Source organism: Tessaracoccus sp. MC1679 (assembly GCF_014164775.1).
Lineage (GTDB): Bacteria > Actinomycetota > Actinomycetes > Propionibacteriales > Propionibacteriaceae > Arachnia.
The window spans coordinates 1-15,654 of the sequence record NZ_JACJGB010000001.1 but is presented as its reverse complement, the minus strand read 5'-3'; the positions used below and the strand labels follow the sequence as shown (position 1 = coordinate 15,654).

The 15,654-nt window shown below is 66.4% G+C and carries 21 protein-coding genes; 15 read left to right on the top strand and 6 right to left on the bottom strand.

Annotation, left to right across the window (positions count from 1 at the left end; translation table 11 throughout):
- Positions 1-78 precede the first annotated feature (78 nt).
- From ychF to H5398_RS00090, 4 genes are all read left to right on the top strand, one after another.
- Entirely contained in the window at positions 79-1,152 is a 1,074-nt protein-coding gene (gene ychF, locus H5398_RS00110) for a redox-regulated ATPase YchF (protein WP_182798561.1), read from the top strand.
- Between the two features lie 389 nt (positions 1,153-1,541).
- A complete protein-coding gene (locus tag H5398_RS00100) occupies positions 1,542-2,069 on the top strand; it encodes a hypothetical protein (protein WP_182798560.1) in 528 nt (175 codons plus the stop codon).
- 175 nt (positions 2,070-2,244) lie between these two features.
- Positions 2,245-2,532, top strand: a complete 288-nt coding sequence (locus H5398_RS00095; RefSeq protein ID WP_182781845.1) for a type II toxin-antitoxin system Phd/YefM family antitoxin — start codon at positions 2,245-2,247, stop codon at positions 2,530-2,532.
- Positions 2,529-2,957 (top strand): type II toxin-antitoxin system VapC family toxin, encoded by a 429-nt coding sequence (locus tag H5398_RS00090; RefSeq protein WP_182798559.1) that lies wholly within the window; start codon positions 2,529-2,531, stop codon positions 2,955-2,957. Before H5398_RS00095 ends, H5398_RS00090 begins: the two co-directional genes overlap by 4 nt.
- 74 nt (positions 2,958-3,031) lie before the next feature.
- Here H5398_RS00090 and H5398_RS00085 read toward each other — a convergent pair whose 3' ends face one another.
- Positions 3,032-3,505, bottom strand: coding sequence for a hypothetical protein (locus tag H5398_RS00085; RefSeq protein WP_182798558.1), 474 nt, complete (start codon positions 3,503-3,505; stop codon positions 3,032-3,034).
- 249 nt (positions 3,506-3,754) lie between these two features.
- Between H5398_RS00085 and H5398_RS00080 the strand changes: the two genes are divergently transcribed.
- Both H5398_RS00080 and H5398_RS00075 read left to right on the top strand, forming a co-directional pair.
- Positions 3,755-4,183, top strand: a complete 429-nt coding sequence (locus H5398_RS00080) for a hypothetical protein (RefSeq protein WP_182798557.1) — start codon at positions 3,755-3,757, stop codon at positions 4,181-4,183.
- Positions 4,111-4,665, top strand: a complete 555-nt coding sequence (locus tag H5398_RS00075; RefSeq protein WP_182798556.1) for an AEC family transporter — start codon at positions 4,111-4,113, stop codon at positions 4,663-4,665. The genes H5398_RS00080 and H5398_RS00075 overlap by 73 nt, the downstream gene beginning before the upstream one ends.
- Before the next feature lie 25 nt (positions 4,666-4,690).
- On the opposite strand, the gene trpB is transcribed toward H5398_RS00075, so the two are convergent.
- Positions 4,691-5,890, bottom strand: coding sequence for a tryptophan synthase subunit beta (trpB, locus tag H5398_RS00070; RefSeq protein WP_182798555.1), 1,200 nt, complete (start codon positions 5,888-5,890; stop codon positions 4,691-4,693).
- Positions 5,891-6,016: 126 nt separating this feature from the next.
- On the opposite strand from trpB, the gene serC reads away from it, so the two are divergent.
- Complete coding sequence (serC, locus tag H5398_RS00065; protein ID WP_182798554.1) at positions 6,017-7,099, top strand: 3-phosphoserine/phosphohydroxythreonine transaminase; 1,083 nt, start codon at positions 6,017-6,019, stop codon at positions 7,097-7,099.
- 2 nt (positions 7,100-7,101) lie between these two features.
- Positions 7,102-8,271 (top strand): phosphoglycerate dehydrogenase, encoded by a 1,170-nt coding sequence (locus H5398_RS00060; protein ID WP_220489022.1) that lies wholly within the window; start codon positions 7,102-7,104, stop codon positions 8,269-8,271.
- A gap of 22 nt (positions 8,272-8,293) precedes the next feature.
- Here H5398_RS00060 and H5398_RS00055 read toward each other — a convergent pair whose 3' ends face one another.
- A complete protein-coding gene (locus tag H5398_RS00055; protein ID WP_220489021.1) occupies positions 8,294-8,599 on the bottom strand; it encodes an HsmA family protein in 306 nt (101 codons plus the stop codon).
- 303 nt (positions 8,600-8,902) lie between these two features.
- Here H5398_RS00055 and H5398_RS00050 point away from each other — a divergent pair, with 303 nt between their 5' ends.
- From H5398_RS00050 to H5398_RS00040, 3 genes are all read left to right on the top strand, one after another.
- Complete coding sequence (locus H5398_RS00050; RefSeq protein ID WP_182798553.1) at positions 8,903-9,112, top strand: DUF6191 domain-containing protein; 210 nt, start codon at positions 8,903-8,905, stop codon at positions 9,110-9,112.
- Positions 9,113-9,174: 62 nt separating this feature from the next.
- Positions 9,175-10,011 carry a serine O-acetyltransferase gene (gene cysE / locus H5398_RS00045; RefSeq protein WP_182781853.1) on the top strand — a complete coding sequence of 279 codons (837 nt, stop codon included), beginning with the start codon at positions 9,175-9,177 and terminating at the stop codon, positions 10,009-10,011.
- 62 nt (positions 10,012-10,073) lie between these two features.
- Entirely contained in the window at positions 10,074-10,502 is a 429-nt protein-coding gene (locus tag H5398_RS00040) for a CBS domain-containing protein (protein WP_182781854.1), read from the top strand.
- 11 nt (positions 10,503-10,513) lie between these two features.
- On the opposite strand, the gene H5398_RS00035 is transcribed toward H5398_RS00040, so the two are convergent.
- Positions 10,514-11,080 carry an isochorismatase family protein gene (locus H5398_RS00035; RefSeq protein ID WP_182798552.1) on the bottom strand — a complete coding sequence of 189 codons (567 nt, stop codon included), beginning with the start codon at positions 11,078-11,080 and terminating at the stop codon, positions 10,514-10,516.
- A gap of 53 nt (positions 11,081-11,133) precedes the next feature.
- On the opposite strand from H5398_RS00035, the gene H5398_RS00030 reads away from it, so the two are divergent.
- Together H5398_RS00030 and H5398_RS00025 are read left to right on the top strand one after the other, a co-directional pair.
- Positions 11,134-11,559: an NUDIX domain-containing protein gene (locus tag H5398_RS00030; RefSeq protein WP_182781856.1), complete on the top strand. Its 426-nt coding sequence runs from the start codon at positions 11,134-11,136 to the stop codon at positions 11,557-11,559.
- 330 nt (positions 11,560-11,889) lie between these two features.
- Positions 11,890-12,756, top strand: a complete 867-nt coding sequence (locus H5398_RS00025) for a hypothetical protein (RefSeq protein WP_182798551.1) — start codon at positions 11,890-11,892, stop codon at positions 12,754-12,756.
- Between the two features lie 78 nt (positions 12,757-12,834).
- Here H5398_RS00025 and H5398_RS00020 read toward each other — a convergent pair whose 3' ends face one another.
- The gene (locus tag H5398_RS00020; protein ID WP_182798550.1) at positions 12,835-13,551 is read right to left on the bottom strand and encodes an AAA family ATPase; all 717 of its coding nucleotides are present in this window, start codon (positions 13,549-13,551) and stop codon (positions 12,835-12,837) included.
- Positions 13,552-13,751: 200 nt separating this feature from the next.
- Between H5398_RS00020 and H5398_RS00015 the strand changes: the two genes are divergently transcribed.
- Positions 13,752-14,486 carry a hypothetical protein gene (locus H5398_RS00015; protein WP_182798549.1) on the top strand — a complete coding sequence of 245 codons (735 nt, stop codon included), beginning with the start codon at positions 13,752-13,754 and terminating at the stop codon, positions 14,484-14,486.
- A gap of 171 nt (positions 14,487-14,657) precedes the next feature.
- Here the strand turns inward: H5398_RS00015 and H5398_RS00010 are convergent, their stop codons facing one another.
- The gene (locus H5398_RS00010) at positions 14,658-14,852 is read right to left on the bottom strand and encodes a hypothetical protein (protein ID WP_182798548.1); all 195 of its coding nucleotides are present in this window, start codon (positions 14,850-14,852) and stop codon (positions 14,658-14,660) included.
- A 186-nt stretch (positions 14,853-15,038) separates the two neighbouring features.
- Between H5398_RS00010 and H5398_RS00005 the strand changes: the two genes are divergently transcribed.
- Positions 15,039-15,654, top strand: a 616-nt coding sequence (locus H5398_RS00005; protein WP_182798547.1) for a transposase domain-containing protein, incomplete at its 3' end; no start/stop codon positions are given.

The following is a 15,654-nucleotide window of genomic DNA, read 5'->3' as shown; positions in this document are numbered from 1 at the left end:
ATGGCTTCGGCTAGGGCGGTGGGTCGGGTGGGGTGGCTCGTTCGGTCGGGGGCCACGGGCCCGGTAAGCTCGTCCCTCGTGGCACTCACCATCGGGATCGTCGGTCTCCCCAATGCCGGCAAGTCGACTCTCTTCAACGCGTTGACGCGCAACGACGTGCTCGCCGCGAACTACCCGTTCGCGACGATCGAGCCCAACGTCGGGGTGGTCGGCGTGCCGGACCCTCGGCTGGCGCAGCTGGCCAAGCTCTACGGCTCCGAGCGGATCATTCCCGCCACCGTCAGCTTCGTCGACATCGCCGGCATCGTGAAGGGGGCCTCGCAGGGCGAGGGCATGGGCAACGCCTTCCTGGCCAATATCCGTGAGGCCGACGCCATCTGCCAGGTCACCCGCGTCTTCGACGACGAGGACGTCACGCACGTCGACGGCAAGGTGGACCCGGCCAACGACATCGACACCATCGCCACCGAGCTCATCCTGGCCGACCTCGCCACCGTCGAGAAGGCCCTCCCCAGGGTGGAGAAGGAGGCGCGGATCAAGAAGGAGACACTGCCGAAGCTCGCCGCCTACCAGGCCGCCAAGGACGCGCTGGAATCGGGCAAGGGTGTCCGCGCCGCCGGCCTCGACATCGACGAGCTCCGCGACCTCTTCCTCCTCACTGCCAAGCCCTACCTCTACGTCTTCAACTGCGACCAGGACGAGCTGGGCGACGACGACCTCAAGGGCCGCATGAGTGAGCTGGTGGCCCCGTCGGAGGCGATCTTCCTGGACGCGAAGTTCGAGTCCGAAGTGGTCGAGATGGACGAGGACGAGGCGCGCGAGTTCCTCGCCGAGATGGGCGTCGAGGAGCCCGGCCTCGATGTCCTGGCGCGCGTCGGCTTCGACACGCTGGGCCTGCAGACCTACCTGACCGCCGGCCCCAAGGAGTCGCGGGCCTGGACCATCCCGAAGGGGGCGACGGCGCCCGAGGCCGCCGGTGTGATCCACACGGACTTCCAGAAGGGCTTCATCAAGGCCCAGGTGATCGGATTCGACGACCTCATGGCGGCCGGCTCCGAGGCCGCGGCCAAGGCGGCGGGCAAAATGCGCCTCGAGGGCAAGGACTACGTGATGGCCGACGGCGACGTCGTCGAGTTCCGGTTCAACGTCTAGCGTTATCGACGGGCTTCGTTCCACACTGGTCGTCTGATCAGCTCGTTCGGGAACAAGGACACCGAGCGCATCTGCATGTAACGGCCGACACGGCGATCCGGCTAGCGCGGTACTTCGGCACGTCCGAAGAGTTCTGGATGAACCTTCAGACCAACTACGAACTACGGCTTGAGCGTCGGGTTCTGCGGGACAAGATCGCGGCGATCACACCGCTGAAGGTCGCGTGAGCCGCTCGATCGACGTTCGTCTTATCGAAGGACGAAGCGGCAGCGCTGCAGCGTGATCGAGGCCTACTTGGTTGGCGCGGTGCCTGACCCTCTCCAGGACTGATGGGCCTGCCCCGGGTCGGTGGGACGAAAAATGTCGGTGGTGCCAACCATGCTCGGGTCATGAGAAATGCGCACGATGCTGACCACCTCCTCAAGTTCCGCTTGAAGTACCGCCCCTTGGAAGACGCTTCGATGGCGGGTGAGTGGTTGTGGGGGCGGTGGCTGGATCGCAAGAGAGGGCTCGTTGTGGCCCAGAACAACGCTGTCGAGGTTCCCTTGCTGGTTGCCGACACTGTGCGCGTTGCCCGAGACCCCGAGGGTGGCTGGCGGATGGTCGAGGCGGTGCGGCTGGCGGAGTTCATGGCCACCTGGACCACCTTCGACAAGCCAGTGACGACGGAGGAGGCACAAGAGGTCTACGACGGCTGGGTTCGTGACGGGTATGCGGTCCACACCGAGGGTGGCTCACGGGTCATGGTGACTGCGTGGCAGGAGTCGATGAGTATGGAGCAGGTCCTGGCGGTTCTGGGGCCAACGTTCGTCAACGAAGGGTGGAGGCTATGGCAGGTCTTCACGCCGGCGGATCGGCTTTCTGAGATTCAACATCGAGTGGATCTGCGATCGCCGTCTGTGAAGACCAGGTCCTGATCACCCTCCGGATTGCCGAGGGTGAGTTCCTCCTTCTGTCGGGATACAACGAGGGGGGTTCTGCCTGTCATCGGTCGATGCTGGCGGTCGCGCAGGACGGAGACTCCCTCCGCGAGTGCGGATAGGTGCGCGTTCAACGGGTCGTTCGCGTAGCACTCGTGCTACGCTCAAGCTTATGCGTGCGTCGGAGCCCATCGTCGAAAGTCTGTCCCAGCGCGAGCTGCGCAATGAGTCCGGACGGGTGCTGCGCGCAGTGGGGGAGGGCCACTCCTTCATCCTGACCAACAGCGGAGTGCCCGTTGGTCGGATCGTGCCCATAGAGGCCCCCCGGGCAGGCCTGGCGATCACCAGGCCTGCTCGGCGGGTCGGTGGCTGGTCGGCACTGGGCATCAAGCGGAAGGCCGCGACGCGGTCTCTGGGGGAGACGCTCGATGACCTGCGCGGGGATCGGCCGCGACGGTGAGCTACATCGTCTACGTGGAGACGTCTGCTCTGGGTGCGCTGCTCATCGAGCAGCCGGAGAGCACTGTGCTGGCAGACTGGCTCGATCACACGGCGAGCGCGCTGGTGTCGTGCGACCTACTGGAGACCGAGTTGCGCAGATTAGCCGTCCGGGAAGGCCTTGACCAGGGGGACGTGACTCGTGTACTCGATGGTGTGGCGCTCGCGGCCCTCGACAGGGCCCTCTATCGGAGCGCTGGGTTCCTCCCGATGGCGTACCTTCGCACCCTCGACGCGCTTCACCTTGAGGCCGCGTTGCGGATGGATGCCGACGCCATGCTGACCTATGACCACAGGCTCGGCGAAGCGGCCCGGTCCATCGGACTCACGGTGATCTCACCTGGCTTCACCAGTGCGGACCCAGCGGAGACTGCTGATCATGGCTGACATCACGCCCTGTCCACCGCGAAGTTGTGCCCTGCGGGGGTCCGTGAGGGCCGAGCCGTGAGGTTCGAGCGGACTCATCCGATGAGATAGACCAAACCCCATCCGCGCGCCTGCATCCGGGCGGTGAAAGCCTGGGCAGAGCGCAAATGCTCCTTGATGTAGCTGCGGTCCTCTTCAAGGCGGGTCGTGTAGAAATCATCCCGGGCGAGCAGTGCGTCGACATCGTCACCGTCGAGCAGTGACAGGTCTCGGGAGATCTCGCTCACCGCGTCGGGTGTGAGGACCTTGATCCATGGGATCCAGCCGCGTGATGTGTGCGTGACGTCGCCCTCGAACAGGTCATACGCGATGCGCGGGCACGCGACACCAGGGGTAGTCAACCGCTGCAGGTATCTCCAGCACTTGTCGAGATACAACATGTCGGGAGCAGATTCCTTCGGTCCCCACGCATCGGCGAGCGGGTCGTCAGACATGAAGGCCCACGGATCCTCGGTTGCCCTGTCGACGAACTCGGGTGCAAGCGGATAGGCGTAGTAGCGAATTCCCATGCCTGCAGCCTGCTACAAGCAGAGTCCCGCAGGGACTCCACAGAGCTCACTGTGGAGAAGGGCTGCCTCCGTGGATTTCGCCTGTGGACAACGGGAGAAGCTGGTCCTGCCTGTCGCGTGACCTTGACTCCTTGACTGGATAGCTGGCGTCGACGTCGTCGCGCCACGGGGTCTGCGTCGGGCACGGCAGCGTCCGGACGCTGGTTCACCCTCAGTACACTCGTGGGCGCCGCCTGGGAGGAGAATCGCGTGGCCGAGATCCTGACCAAGGCGCTGTCCCTGGTGCTGATCGTCGCCATCGGGTACGGCATCAAGTGGCTCGGCTGGGTGAAGGCGTCCGACTTCGGGATCTTCTCCAAGCTCGTCCTGCGGGTCACGTTGCCCTGCGCGCTGGCGACAAGTTTCAACAGCTACGACCTCGTTCCGGCGCTCGCGTCACTGGTCGTGATCGGCTTCGTCGTCAACCTCGGGCAGCAGGTCGTGGGCTACTGGCTCAACCGTCGCAACGGTCCCCGGGCCAAGGCCTTCGGCGTATTCCACTCCGGGACCTACAACATCGGCGCCTTCTCGATGCCCTACATCTCGGGCTTCATGGGTGCGCCGCGATGGTCCACACAGCCATGTTCGACGTCGGCAACTCGCTCGCCTCCGCCGGCGTGGGATACGGCTGGGGCATGAGCATGGTCGACCAGTCGAAGAGAACCACGGTCGTGTCGTTCCTCAGGATCGTGTTCAGCTCGCCCATCTTCGTGACCTACCTCGTCCTCGTGGCGATGAGGTCGGCCAACCTGACGCTACCGGACCCGGTCATCGTCTTCACCAGCACCGTCGGGGCCGCCAACCCCTTCCTCGCGATGCTGATGATCGGCATCGGCCTGGAGATCAGGCTGCACCGCAGCAAGCTCACACGCGCCGCCAAATACCTCGCGCTGCGCTACACCTTCGCGATCGTCCTGGCCCTGGGAATCTGGTTCACGCTGCCGCTGTCCCCCGACATCAAGCTGGTGCTGGTGATGCTGCTCTTCGCCCCGGTGGCGTCCATGGTGGCGGGATTCTCGGAAGAGGCCGGGTTGGACGTGGAGACGAGCGCCTTCATCACCAGCGTGACCATCCTGGTCGCGATCGTCGTGATGCCGGCCATCCTGCTCACGCTGGGATGACCGGCCACGCACTCTCAGAGGCGGGCTATCGGGACGCCAGCACCTCGGCGACATAATCGACGTCCTTGTCGCCGCGACCTGACAGGTTGATCAGCACGATCGCGTCCTTCGGCATCGACGGCGCCATCCGCATGGCGTGCGCCACGGCGTGCGAGCTCTCGAGGGCAGGGATGATGCCCTCGGTGCGGCACAACAGCTGGAACGCGTCGAGGCACTCCGCATCCGTGGCCGACACGTAGGTCACGCGCCCGATCTCGTTCAGGAAGGCGTGCTGGGGTCCGACGCCGGGGTAGTCCAGACCGGAGGCGATGGAGTGCACCGGGGCCGGCTCGCCCTCGGGCGTCTGGATCACCTTCGTGGCCATGCCGTGCAGGACGCCGTCGGTGCCCGTGGTCATGGTGGCGGCGTGCTCGCCCAGGACCTCGACACCGCGACCCGCCGGTTCGACGCCGTAGAGGCGCACCTCCTCGTCGTCCAGGAAGGCCGTGAACAGGCCCAGCGCGTTCGACCCGCCGCCCACGCAGGCGGCGACCGCATCGGGCAGCCGCCCCTCGGCCTCCAGCATCTGGGCCCGCGCCTCACGGCCGACGATGGCCTGGAAGTCGCGCACCATCGACGGGTACGGGTCAGGGCCCACGACGGAGCCGATGCCGAAGAACGTGTCCTCGAAGTCGCGCGCATAGGTGGAGAAGGCGGAGTCGACGGCCTCCTTCAGAGAAGCGCCGCCCTCGGTGACCTCAACCACCTTGGCGCCGAGCAGCTGCATCCGCACCACGTTCGGGTGCTGCTTCGCCACATCGATGGCACCCATGTGGATCTCGCACTCCAGGCCCAGAAGCGCGGCAGCGGTGGCGAGCGCGACCCCGTGCTGGCCTGCCCCGGTCTCGGCGATCAGCTTCTTCTTGCCCATGCGACGGGCCAGCAGGCCCTCGCCGAGGCAGTGGTTGATCTTGTGCGAACCGGTGTGGTTGAGGTCCTCGCGCTTGAGGTAGACCTTCGCGCCGCCCAGGTGCTCAGTGAGGTTCTCGGCGAAGTGCAGCAGCGACGGGCGTCCTACGTAGGCCTTGAGGAGATGGGCGTACTCCTCCATGAACGCGGGATCGTTGCGGGCCTCGGCGTAGGCGGCCTTCACCTCGGCGATCGGCTGCACCAGGTGCGGCGGGAGATAGGCACCGCCGAATCGCCCGAAGTAGCCCGCTTCGTCCGCCTGAGAATAGTTCGTCACGCCGCAGAACCTACTGCCTCGCTGCGCGGCGCGTGACCCGGTCCCGGAAACGAGCCGGCTGAATCGGCGACGTCGCTTCGGTGGACCCCCTCGATCATCGGGCGCCGACGCTGCGAGACTTGGCCCGTGCGCGTCTACAACTTCTCTGCCGGCCCTGCCATGCTCCCGCTCGCCGTCCTCGAGCGGGCCCAATCCGAACTCACCGACTGGCTCGGCTCAGGGATGTCGGTGCTCGAGGTCAGCCACCGCGGCAAGGACTTCGTCGCCTGCGCGGCCGAGGCGGAGGCCCGGATGCGCCAGGTCATGGGGGTGCCGGACCACTACCGCGTCCTCTTCCTCCAGGGTGGGGCGTACGGGCAGTTCGCCGGCATCCCGATGAACCTGACCGCACCCGGTGACCTGATCAACGTCCTCCACACGGGGCAGTGGACGAAGAAGGCGATCTCCGAGGCGAAGAAGCAGGACCTCGTCGTCGACGTCATCGCCGACGAGGCAGCGTCGAGCTACACGACCACCCCGGCGCCGGGGAGCTTCGCGGTCAACCCTGAGGCGAAGTACCTCTACTACACACCCAACGAGACCATCGGTGGCGTCGAGTACTCCTACGTGCCGGACGCCGGCGCAGTGCCGCTCGTGGCGGACCTGAGTTCCACCATCCTGTCGCGCCCGGTCGAGGTCGAAAAGTTCGGCCTGATCTTCGGTGGCGCGCAGAAGAACATGGGGCCGGCCGGGCTGTGCGTCGTCATCGTCCGCGACGACCTCGTCGGCCACGCCCGCGCCACCACCCCGTCGATCTGGGACTACGCGCAGATGGCCGCCAGCGACTCGATGCTCAACACCCCGCCCACCTTCAGCGTCTACCTGCTCGGCCTCATCCTCGAGTGGGTCCAGTCCCTCGGTGGCCTCGAGGCCATGGCCGCGCGCAACTCCGCCAAGGCTACGAAGCTCTACTCCTTCATCGACGAGTCCGAGTTCTACTCCAACCCCGTCGCCCCTGACTCCCGCTCCTGGATGAACGTCCCGTTCGTCACCGCGAAGCCCGAGCGTGACAAGGCGTTCGTTGCCGAGGCAGCCGCGGCGGGGCTGACGAATCTCGCGGGTCACCGAAGCGTGGGCGGCATGCGTGCCTCCATCTACAACGCCATGCCGCCAGAGGGCGTCGACGCGCTGATCGGCTTCATGGCCGACTTCGAGCGCCGGAACGCCTGACCGTGGCCTACCGGGTCCAGACGCTCAACGCCATCAGCGCGCACGGGCTGGCGCAACTACCTCCGGAGTCCTACGTCGTCGCGGCAGACATGCCCAACCCGGACGCGCTGCTCGTGCGGTCCGCCAACCTCTTCAGCCGGGAGATCCCGGCGTCGGTGATCGCGGTGGCGCGAGCCGGCGCCGGGACCAACAACGTGCCAGTTGCAGACCTGAGCGCCCGCGGCGTGCCGGTCTTCAACACCCCCGGTGCGAACGCGAACGCGGTCAAGGAACTCGTCCTGGCCGGTCTGCTGGCGGGGGCGCGCAACATCGTGCAGTCCGTGGAGTTCAGCCGTTCCCTCACGGGGACCCCGGAGGAGGTCGAGGACGCCGTCGAGAGGGGCAAGAAGGCGTTCGTCGGCTTCGAGCTCCCCGGGCGCGTTCTCGGCGTGATCGGACTCGGCGCGATCGGCGTCCAGGTGGCCAACGCCGCCGCGGCGCTGGGAATGCGCGTGCTGGGGTACGACCCCCAGATCACGGTGGGCCACGCCTGGAAGCTGTCAGCCACCGTTGAGCAGGCAACCTCGCTCGAGGAGGTCCTCAAGCGCTCGGACGCCGTCTCGCTCCACATCCCCCTCGTCGCCGGGACGCGTGGCCTACTCGGCGCCGACCGGCTGGCCCTCATGAAGCCCAAGGCGCTACTGCTCAACTTCTCGCGCGCGGCCATCGTCGACGAGGAGGCCGTCGTCGATGCCCTGGACCGGCACAAGCTGCGCGGCTACATCTGCGACTTCCCCTCGCCGCGGCTCAACGGTCATCCCGCGGTCGTCGCGACGCCGCATCTCGGCGCGTCGACGGGAGAGGCTGAGGACAACTGCGCTGTGATGGCCGCCGCACAGCTGCGCGCCTTCCTGGAAAACGGCGACATCAGCAACTCCGTGAATTTCCCCGACGCGGTGCTCGCCCGATACGAGAGGACACGTCGTCTGGCGATCGCCAACGCCAACGTCCCCAACATGGTTGGACGCATCTCGACGCTCCTGGCCGACGCCGGGCTCAACATCGCGGACCTGCTCAACAAGTCCCGTGGGGAGCTCGCCTACACGCTGATCGACGTCGAGGGAACGGTCCCGGACACCTTGGCGGCTGAGATCGGTGCCATCGAGGGCGTCCTCTCGGTGCGCGTGATCTGACGGGGCCGCCCGTGCGCGGTGGCTAGCCGGCCATCGCGAAGAACATGGGGCTGAAGTAGGGGATGAGCCAGACGGCCCACACGAGAATGCTGAACTTGTGGAAGCTCCTGATGGCGTCCTCGTCCTTGCGGAGCAGCACAACCAGCGCCCAGGCGGCGTGGACGAACATGAGCAGGATCGCGATGAGCCCGGAGATCCCGTGGACATCAAACGTCATGCCCCCGACGAAGTCGAACATCATGCTGGTGCCGATCGTGTCGAAGATCAGGCCGAGGATGAAGAACGCCAGATTCCACCACTTGAGCCGTCCGCGGAGACGCTCCCCCACACGCCGATCGAGTAGAAGATCAGCGCCGAGGTGATGACGATGCTGGCACTTGGGTCCACTATGACTCCTCGGGTTGGGGCGTCTCATGCTAGTGTCCTGCGCCAGAAATTCACTGCGATTGACGGCCCCCAGCGGCGCCTCGCTGCGTTCTCCTCACTCGACGAACAACCAAGTGCTACTTCGCTCGTCGGCCTTGCGATCCATCCCCTGGGACATCGCCACCCATCAACGAACTTCTGGCGCAGGACACTAGTGACGCCGCGAATCGGTGCCTACAGTGGGGGCACACACGGAGGTGAGCCAGTGTCCGACTTCATGTCGATATTCCAGCCAGGATTGGAGTACGTCCGTCAGCAGCGCGACCTTGACAAGATCCTCATCGTCGAGGCCGACAAGGGGGCCCCGGGGCCGGAACCGTTGGACCTCGAATCGGGCTCGGTCACGATCACCCTGCCACCCGAGAGCGTCCCTCAACCCTCCAGGAGCCCCGGAGGTTCGCCGTCAGCGGACTGATCCCTGCCAAAGGCGCGGGGTGGGTAACGTTGGCAGACGTCCGACCACACAAGGAGTTCCCCATGGATCCGACCCGCATCGTCTCCGACGACCAGATCTGGGAGTCGATCAAGGCCGAGTGCGCCGAGGCGGCCGCCCACGAGCCGCTGCTCGCCGGATTCCTGCACACCGTGGTTCTCAGCCAGCCGGACCTGGAGGACGCGCTCAGCCTGATTCTGGCCGCCAAACTGGACAACACGACGCTGCCGGCACTCAGCCTGCGCGACATCATCCACGACGTGATCCTCGACGACGAGTGCATTCAGCGTGCCATCCGCGCGGACCTGCAGGCCGTCGTGAGCCGGGACCCCGCGTGCCCCGGCTACGCCAACCCGCTGCTCTACTTCAAGGGCTTCCAGTCCATCCAGGCCTACCGGGTGGCGCACTTCTACTGGATGCATGACAGGAAGCCGCTCGCGCTCTATCTGCAGAGCCGCATCTCAGAGGTGTTCGCCGTCGACATCCACCCCGGTGCCCGGATCGGGAAGGGCATCATGTTCGACCACGCCACCAGCGTCGTGATCGGCGAGACGGCCGTGGTGGAGGACGACTTCTCGATGCTGCACGAGGTCACCCTCGGCGGTTCGGGCAAGGAGGGCGGCGACCGTCACCCCAAGATCGGCCGAGGGGTGATGATCGGCGCCGGCGCGAAGGTGCTGGGCAACATCCGCGTGGGGGAAGGGGCGAAGATCGGCGCAGGCTCCGTGGTGCTCCACGATGTGCCTCCGCACACCACGGTGGCGGGTGTCCCGGCCAAGATCGTCAACATCCCGGCCTCCGCTCTGCCTGCATTCGAGATGGATCAGAGCATCGACGACCTTGAGGAGTCCGGCCGCGAAGCCGTTCCGCAAGGGTGGTAGCCGAGCCGAAACTTTCGGTGGAATTGCTACCGCCGGCCCCTCCGGCGGCGATACCGTGAGCCATGCGCATCAACGACGTCATCGCCAGCAAGGGCTCCACTGTCATCACCGCCCGCTCTGACCAGAGCGTCGCGGACCTCGTGAAACTCATGACCCAGCACCGGATCGGAGCCGTCGTCATCACCGACGACGACCAGACGGTCACCGGCATCGCCGGCGAGCGGGACGTGGTGCGGGCGCTTGGGGAGCGCGGCGCCGCGGCCCTGGAGGCCACCATCGGCGAGATCCTCGACCGCGACGTGCACGTGTGCGTCCCGGATGACGACATCGCCAGCGTGGCGGCGGCCATGACCGAGTTCCGAACCCGCCACATGCCTGTGGTGCAGGAGGGGCACTTCGTGGCCATCGTCAGCATCGGCGACATCGTCAAGAGCCGGATCGACCAGCTGCAGACGGAGCAGGAGTACCTCATCAAGTACGTCCAGAGCTGATCGCGGCGACCTCAGCCCACCCAGGCCACGCGCTCGTCGGCCAGCTCGTCGACGACGCGGGCCACTCTCTCCGCGTGCACGGCTGCCACCAACCCGCCGAGGACCATGGTGTCGAACCCCTCGCGCGCCGCGTCGATGGCGGTGACCCGCACGCAGTAGTCGGTTGCGATGCCGCACACGTCGACCGCAGTGATGCCGTGCAGGCCCAGCCACCGCGCCAGTCCGATCCCGTCGTCCTCGCCCCCGATGGTGCCCTCGAAGCCGGAGTACGCGGCCGCGAAGGAGCCCTTATCGAACACCGCATCGAAGGCCAACCCCCGCAGCACCGGATGAAGCTCCTGTCCGGGGGTGCCGACCACGCAGTGGGGCGGCCAACTGTCGACGAAATCAGGGCTGTCGGAGAAGTGCGCTCCCGGGTCGATGTGGTGATCCCGCGTCGCCACCACCCGGCGGTAGCCGTGATCGCCGTTCAGCAGCTCTGCTGTCTTCTCGGCCACGGCGTTGCCGCCGTCGACCCCGAGGGCTCCGCCCTCGCAGAAGTCCACCTGGACGTCCACCACGATCAGTGCCTTGGCCACGTCGGCCCCCTCTCGGCTCGGTCCGTCCAGCCTAACGCGGTAGCCTCGGCCGCATGGAGCGATGCATCCACGTGACGGCCGTGGTGCTGCGCGATCCCACCGGCGCGGTGCTGCTGGTGCGCAAGCGCGGCACGTCGATGTGGATGAACCCGGGAGGCAAGCCTGACCCGGGGGAGTCTCCTGAGCAGTGCGGCGCCCGGGAGGTCCGGGAGGAGCTCGGCCTGGTTCTGGATCCCCTCCGGCTGGAGCCCCTGGGACTGTTCGAGGCGGCCGCCGCCAACGAACCGGACCACACCGTCGTCGCGCACGTATTCAGCTGGCCTGATCCGGTCCTCGGCCGGGTGCAGCCGGCCGCGGAGATCGACGCCGTGCGCTGGTCGGATCCCGACGTCGCGCTCGACGGGTCTGATCCCACCCTGGCGCCGCTCTACACCACGGTGATCGCGCCGCTCCTGGCTCGGGCGGGAGACCGGTCTTAAGTAGGGGATGAGTCCTCCTGCCGCGGCGGCGGCGCCCAGTTCGCGCCTGCTCGGGTGCTGGTGTCAAGGGATGGCTGTGCGGTTTCACGGTCATGCCGAGTTGCGGGCGTGTGAAACTGCCAAATCCTGACATCACACCGTCAGAAGTGAGCATGGGTCGAAGAGGTACCTGCGGCTAGTCCGGCTCAATTGTTCGAGATTGCCAGCAAATACGAGAACTACCAGGCACTCGTCGCCTCGTTCCCGTAAGTCGTCAGAGCTGTATGTAACGATGAAACAAGATCTGGGAAACGCCCGGAACCAAGACGGAAGTGAAGGGTGGCGGATCCTGTGACCATCTGGGACATAGTTGACCGGCTGAATGAGGAACAGAAGGACGTGCTCGTGCTCGTTGCGGACGAACCGCAGGCTACGGCCCTACCGGCAAGGGTGTGCGAAGTCTTGGACTGGGAGCACGACGAAGCTCTCACGGTGGGCGGTGAGTTACGCGAACTCGGACTTGCTGTCCCAGATATCTCAGGGGCTTGGGAGATCGCGCTCACACCGAAGGGGAAACGTGCCGCGAAGCACATCATGGAGAGCCGTGCCACTGGCCCAGATCGGGCCGATGCGGTACAGACCGCAATGCTGCGGTGGCTCAACTCAGTGGACACAGCGAGCCCGCAGAACTTCTATGCCAACGGGCAGCCCGAAGGGCTGGATGCCTCGGAGGAGGAGGTGGTTCACGCCGCGGACGCGCTCATAGACCGCAATCTGGCAACAATGGTTGCACCTAGACGCGCCGACGGCCGCATCGTCGCGATGCGAGTTTCGCCGACGGGTAGGGCTGTGGCCACGTCTGGCAGGCCGGTCTCCCATGCCGTGCGCGCCGCTTCGACGAGTATCGACTACAGCACGAACACTTCAATTAGCGGCGACATGGTGGGCGCTATCCAGGGTGGGCGCGGAAACGTGCAGACCGTCACCGTTGAATGGGAGCGGCGCGCTGAGTTCGTGCGGGCGGTTGAGGATGTACTCGCAGATGTGGCAGATGAGTCGGTGCGTGGCGAGTTGGTGGCGCTACGTGACGTCGCCGCCGATCCCAGGATGCCGCAGGAGGTGGTGCGGGAGAAATGGACGGCTGTGATGGCGGCCGTATCGTCGGTTGTGGATGTGGTGGTGAAGCTGGCTCCATTGGCCGCGCTCCTAGTGGGATAGGTACCGATTGTGGGCAACCCCACCAACGCACTGATCTGCCGCGACTGGAGCGGATGGCTCTTCCGCGGTGGCGCGTGCTCATTCCAGGCAGAAGTAGCCGGGGTCGGCGAGAAACCGCCGGCACAGCGCCACGGTCATCAGATCCTTCCAGGCACGGGCGTGGAGTCCGTCGTCGTCTAGTTCGACGATCCGGGCACCTGGGGTGGCGGTGAGGATCGGAGAGTGGGTGGCCATCAGCACCTGGATGCCGTCGTCGCGTAGTTCCGCCAGGAGGTTGGCCAGTTTGATCTGGGTCATGAACGAGAGCCCGGCCTCGGGCTCGTCGAGCACCAGGAACCCGCCCCTGCGGGACAGGTGTACCAGCTTGGTGTCGAGGAGCCCGGTGAAGGCCTGGCCGTGCGAACGTTCGTGGTAGCGACCGTCGGCTCCCGGGTTCTGCTCAAGGAAAGTGAGCAGTCCGTGCATGGTCTCGGCGCGCAGGAAGTATCCCCAGCGGGAACGGGACAGGCCGCGCACCAGTCGGATCCTTTCGTGCAGCGGCGACTCGGTGGGACGCGCCGAGGGCCTTAGGTGTGTGCTGCCGCCCTCGGGGCTCAGGCCGTATGCCATAGCGATTGCCTCGATGACGGTTGACTTCCCGACTCCGTTCTCTCCGACCAGGATCGTCAGTTCGGAGAGCTCTAGCCCGTCGCGCAGCAGTTGCCTGACTGCGCCCATGGTGAATGGCCAGCCGTGATCATCCTTGCTGGGATTACCGACCACCTCGCGGACGGGCAATGAACTGAAAGGGGTCACAGGCTCAGGCTAGAGCGCGACCGTGACACCACCGCGCAGGGGATCCCGAACGCACTGACATGGCGCAGGTTGCGCGAGGGTCGTGTGTTGGCTCCGCTTGCCGCAGCGCGGTATGCCTTCGTGTTGAACGCTGTCCGCAACGAGTGGGTCGCCTCGATCCGCACATCAGGAGTGGGGCGCTACGGCCTTACCCTTGCGGTATGGCCCTGCCTCGCCACACGACGGACGCCGCCCTGTCGGCTTGGCTCGCGCCCCGGCTGCTGCCGTGGGGACCGGCTGGGGTTCCGGTGGGTGCCATGGTGCCGACGGGCTTCGCGGCGTATGTGCGGGTCCTGCACCCCCTGCCGGACGGACGCCGCTGGCGGGAGATCGCGGCGTCCAATGGACGCGTCCTGCATCCCCTGGCGCAGTGGAGCCACATGTTCGACACCCTGCGCCACCCGAACCTGTGGCCGCCGGATGGCCATCTCCCGCGCCCCGACCACGACGCGCTGGTCGCGCACCTGCCGGCGTCTGGGGACGTGACCTACGCGGTGTGGGAGGGCTACGGGTTCTGGGGAGGCGGCGCGGTCGAGGCGCACCACCCCGACCTGATGACCTACGAGGTCCCGGTGCCGAGCCGGGTCCCGGGGGGTGCCGAGCCGGTGTTGGCCCTGCCGCACCGGCGCTACCACCTGTTCCGGGCGCCCCTGGCCGCGCACGAGACGTGGGTCGAGGACGAGAGCTTCGGGCAGTCGGCGAACCTCGTATGGCCGGACGACCACGTCTGGTGTCTGGCCACCGAGATCGACTTCGGGTTCACCCTGCTCGGCTGCGAGCGCGCGGTCGCGGACGCCGTGCTCGCCGATCCCGCCCTGGAGGCGTTCGAGGTTGGTGTGGACGACAACATGAGCTGGTCCGGGGACGCCATCAATCCGGCGCCCCGGCGGGCCTGACAGCCGCCTCCGACCCGCCGACCGGCCCGTTCGACCCGGCCGATCCAGCTCGCCCCGCCTGCTGAACCGCCGCACGACGCGTGAACCAGGCACCAGACGATGCCACCTGAGCTGGAGTTGGTGAAGCGCGAACATCCGCTCTTGCCGCGGTGGGTGGAGTTCCTCGGTCAATCAAGGAGCTCGTCGGCGTGCCCACCATCGTCCAGACGCGAGCAGGACCGCCGCGGTCGCCAACAGCCACCACAGTTCGTCCATCCCTGGTGGATCGGCCCACGGGCCGAAGTAGAACATCGTGACCATGATGGCCGCCGTGACGATCGCCGCCAGGGCGACGCCGACGATCAGCTCGACGATGAATCGCATCACCCTGGGACTCCTTCACCTGCCGGCCGCGCGCACCACGCTTCCGTCGCGACTGCCCTTTCGCGATCACTGACGACGACGTAGCCCCAGTTGAAAACCGGCAACTCCGCTCACGACGAGCGAGCCGGCGAAGACCAGGGCTAAGCCCAATACCGTTCAGTTAAGCTCCTGTCGGTGTAGTGTGGTGGTATGCCGCGTGCGGGATGGAAGAAGCCGGAGACCGAGCGTCGTTTGTCCGATCTTGTGTCGGTGGGGGTGTTGACGCGGGTGTTCCCGCCGGGTCTGGTTGATGAGGTGATCGCTGAGGTCGGCCGGACCGAGCAGCGGCATCGGTCGTTGCCGGCGCGGGTGATGGCCTACTTCTCGATTGGGATGGCGTTGTACTCCGAGGGCTCCTATGAGGATGTGCTCGGTCAGTTGACCGACGGGTTGTCGTGGGCTTCGGGGTGGAGGGAGTCTTACGCTCTCCCGAGTAAGTCAGCGATCTTCCAGGCCCGTGCCCGGCTGGGCGCTGAGCCGTTGAAGGCGCTGTTTGAGCGGGTCGCGAGGCCGATCGGAACGGAAGCGACGCCGGGGGTGTGGCTGGCTGGGCGGCGGCTGGTCGCGATCGACGGGATGTGTCTTGATGTCGCTGACACGACAGCCAACGCCGAGCACTTCGGGCGTCCGGGGGTCAATAAGGGCGAGCGGGCTGCCTTTCCCATGGCTCGGGTGGTGGCGCTGGCCGAGTGCGGGACGCATGCGGTCTTCGCAGCCGAGATCGGCCCCTACTCGCAGTCGGAGGCCACCTTGGCCGAGCCGCTGC

Coding starts and splice junctions, on each gene's coding strand:
- H5398_RS00100 (WP_182798560.1), top strand. CDS start 1,542: ATGAGAAATGCGCACGATGCTGACCACCTCCTCAAGTTCCGCTTGAAG.
- H5398_RS00095 (WP_182781845.1), top strand. CDS start 2,245: ATGCGTGCGTCGGAGCCCATCGTCGAAAGTCTGTCCCAGCGCGAGCTG.
- H5398_RS00085 (WP_182798558.1), bottom strand. CDS start 3,505: ATGGGAATTCGCTACTACGCCTATCCGCTTGCACCCGAGTTCGTCGAC.
- H5398_RS00075 (WP_182798556.1), top strand. CDS start 4,111: ATGGTCCACACAGCCATGTTCGACGTCGGCAACTCGCTCGCCTCCGCC.
- cysE (WP_182781853.1), top strand. CDS start 9,175: ATGGATCCGACCCGCATCGTCTCCGACGACCAGATCTGGGAGTCGATC.
- H5398_RS00040 (WP_182781854.1), top strand. CDS start 10,074: ATGCGCATCAACGACGTCATCGCCAGCAAGGGCTCCACTGTCATCACC.
- H5398_RS00030 (WP_182781856.1), top strand. CDS start 11,134: ATGGAGCGATGCATCCACGTGACGGCCGTGGTGCTGCGCGATCCCACC.
- H5398_RS00015 (WP_182798549.1), top strand. CDS start 13,752: ATGGCCCTGCCTCGCCACACGACGGACGCCGCCCTGTCGGCTTGGCTC.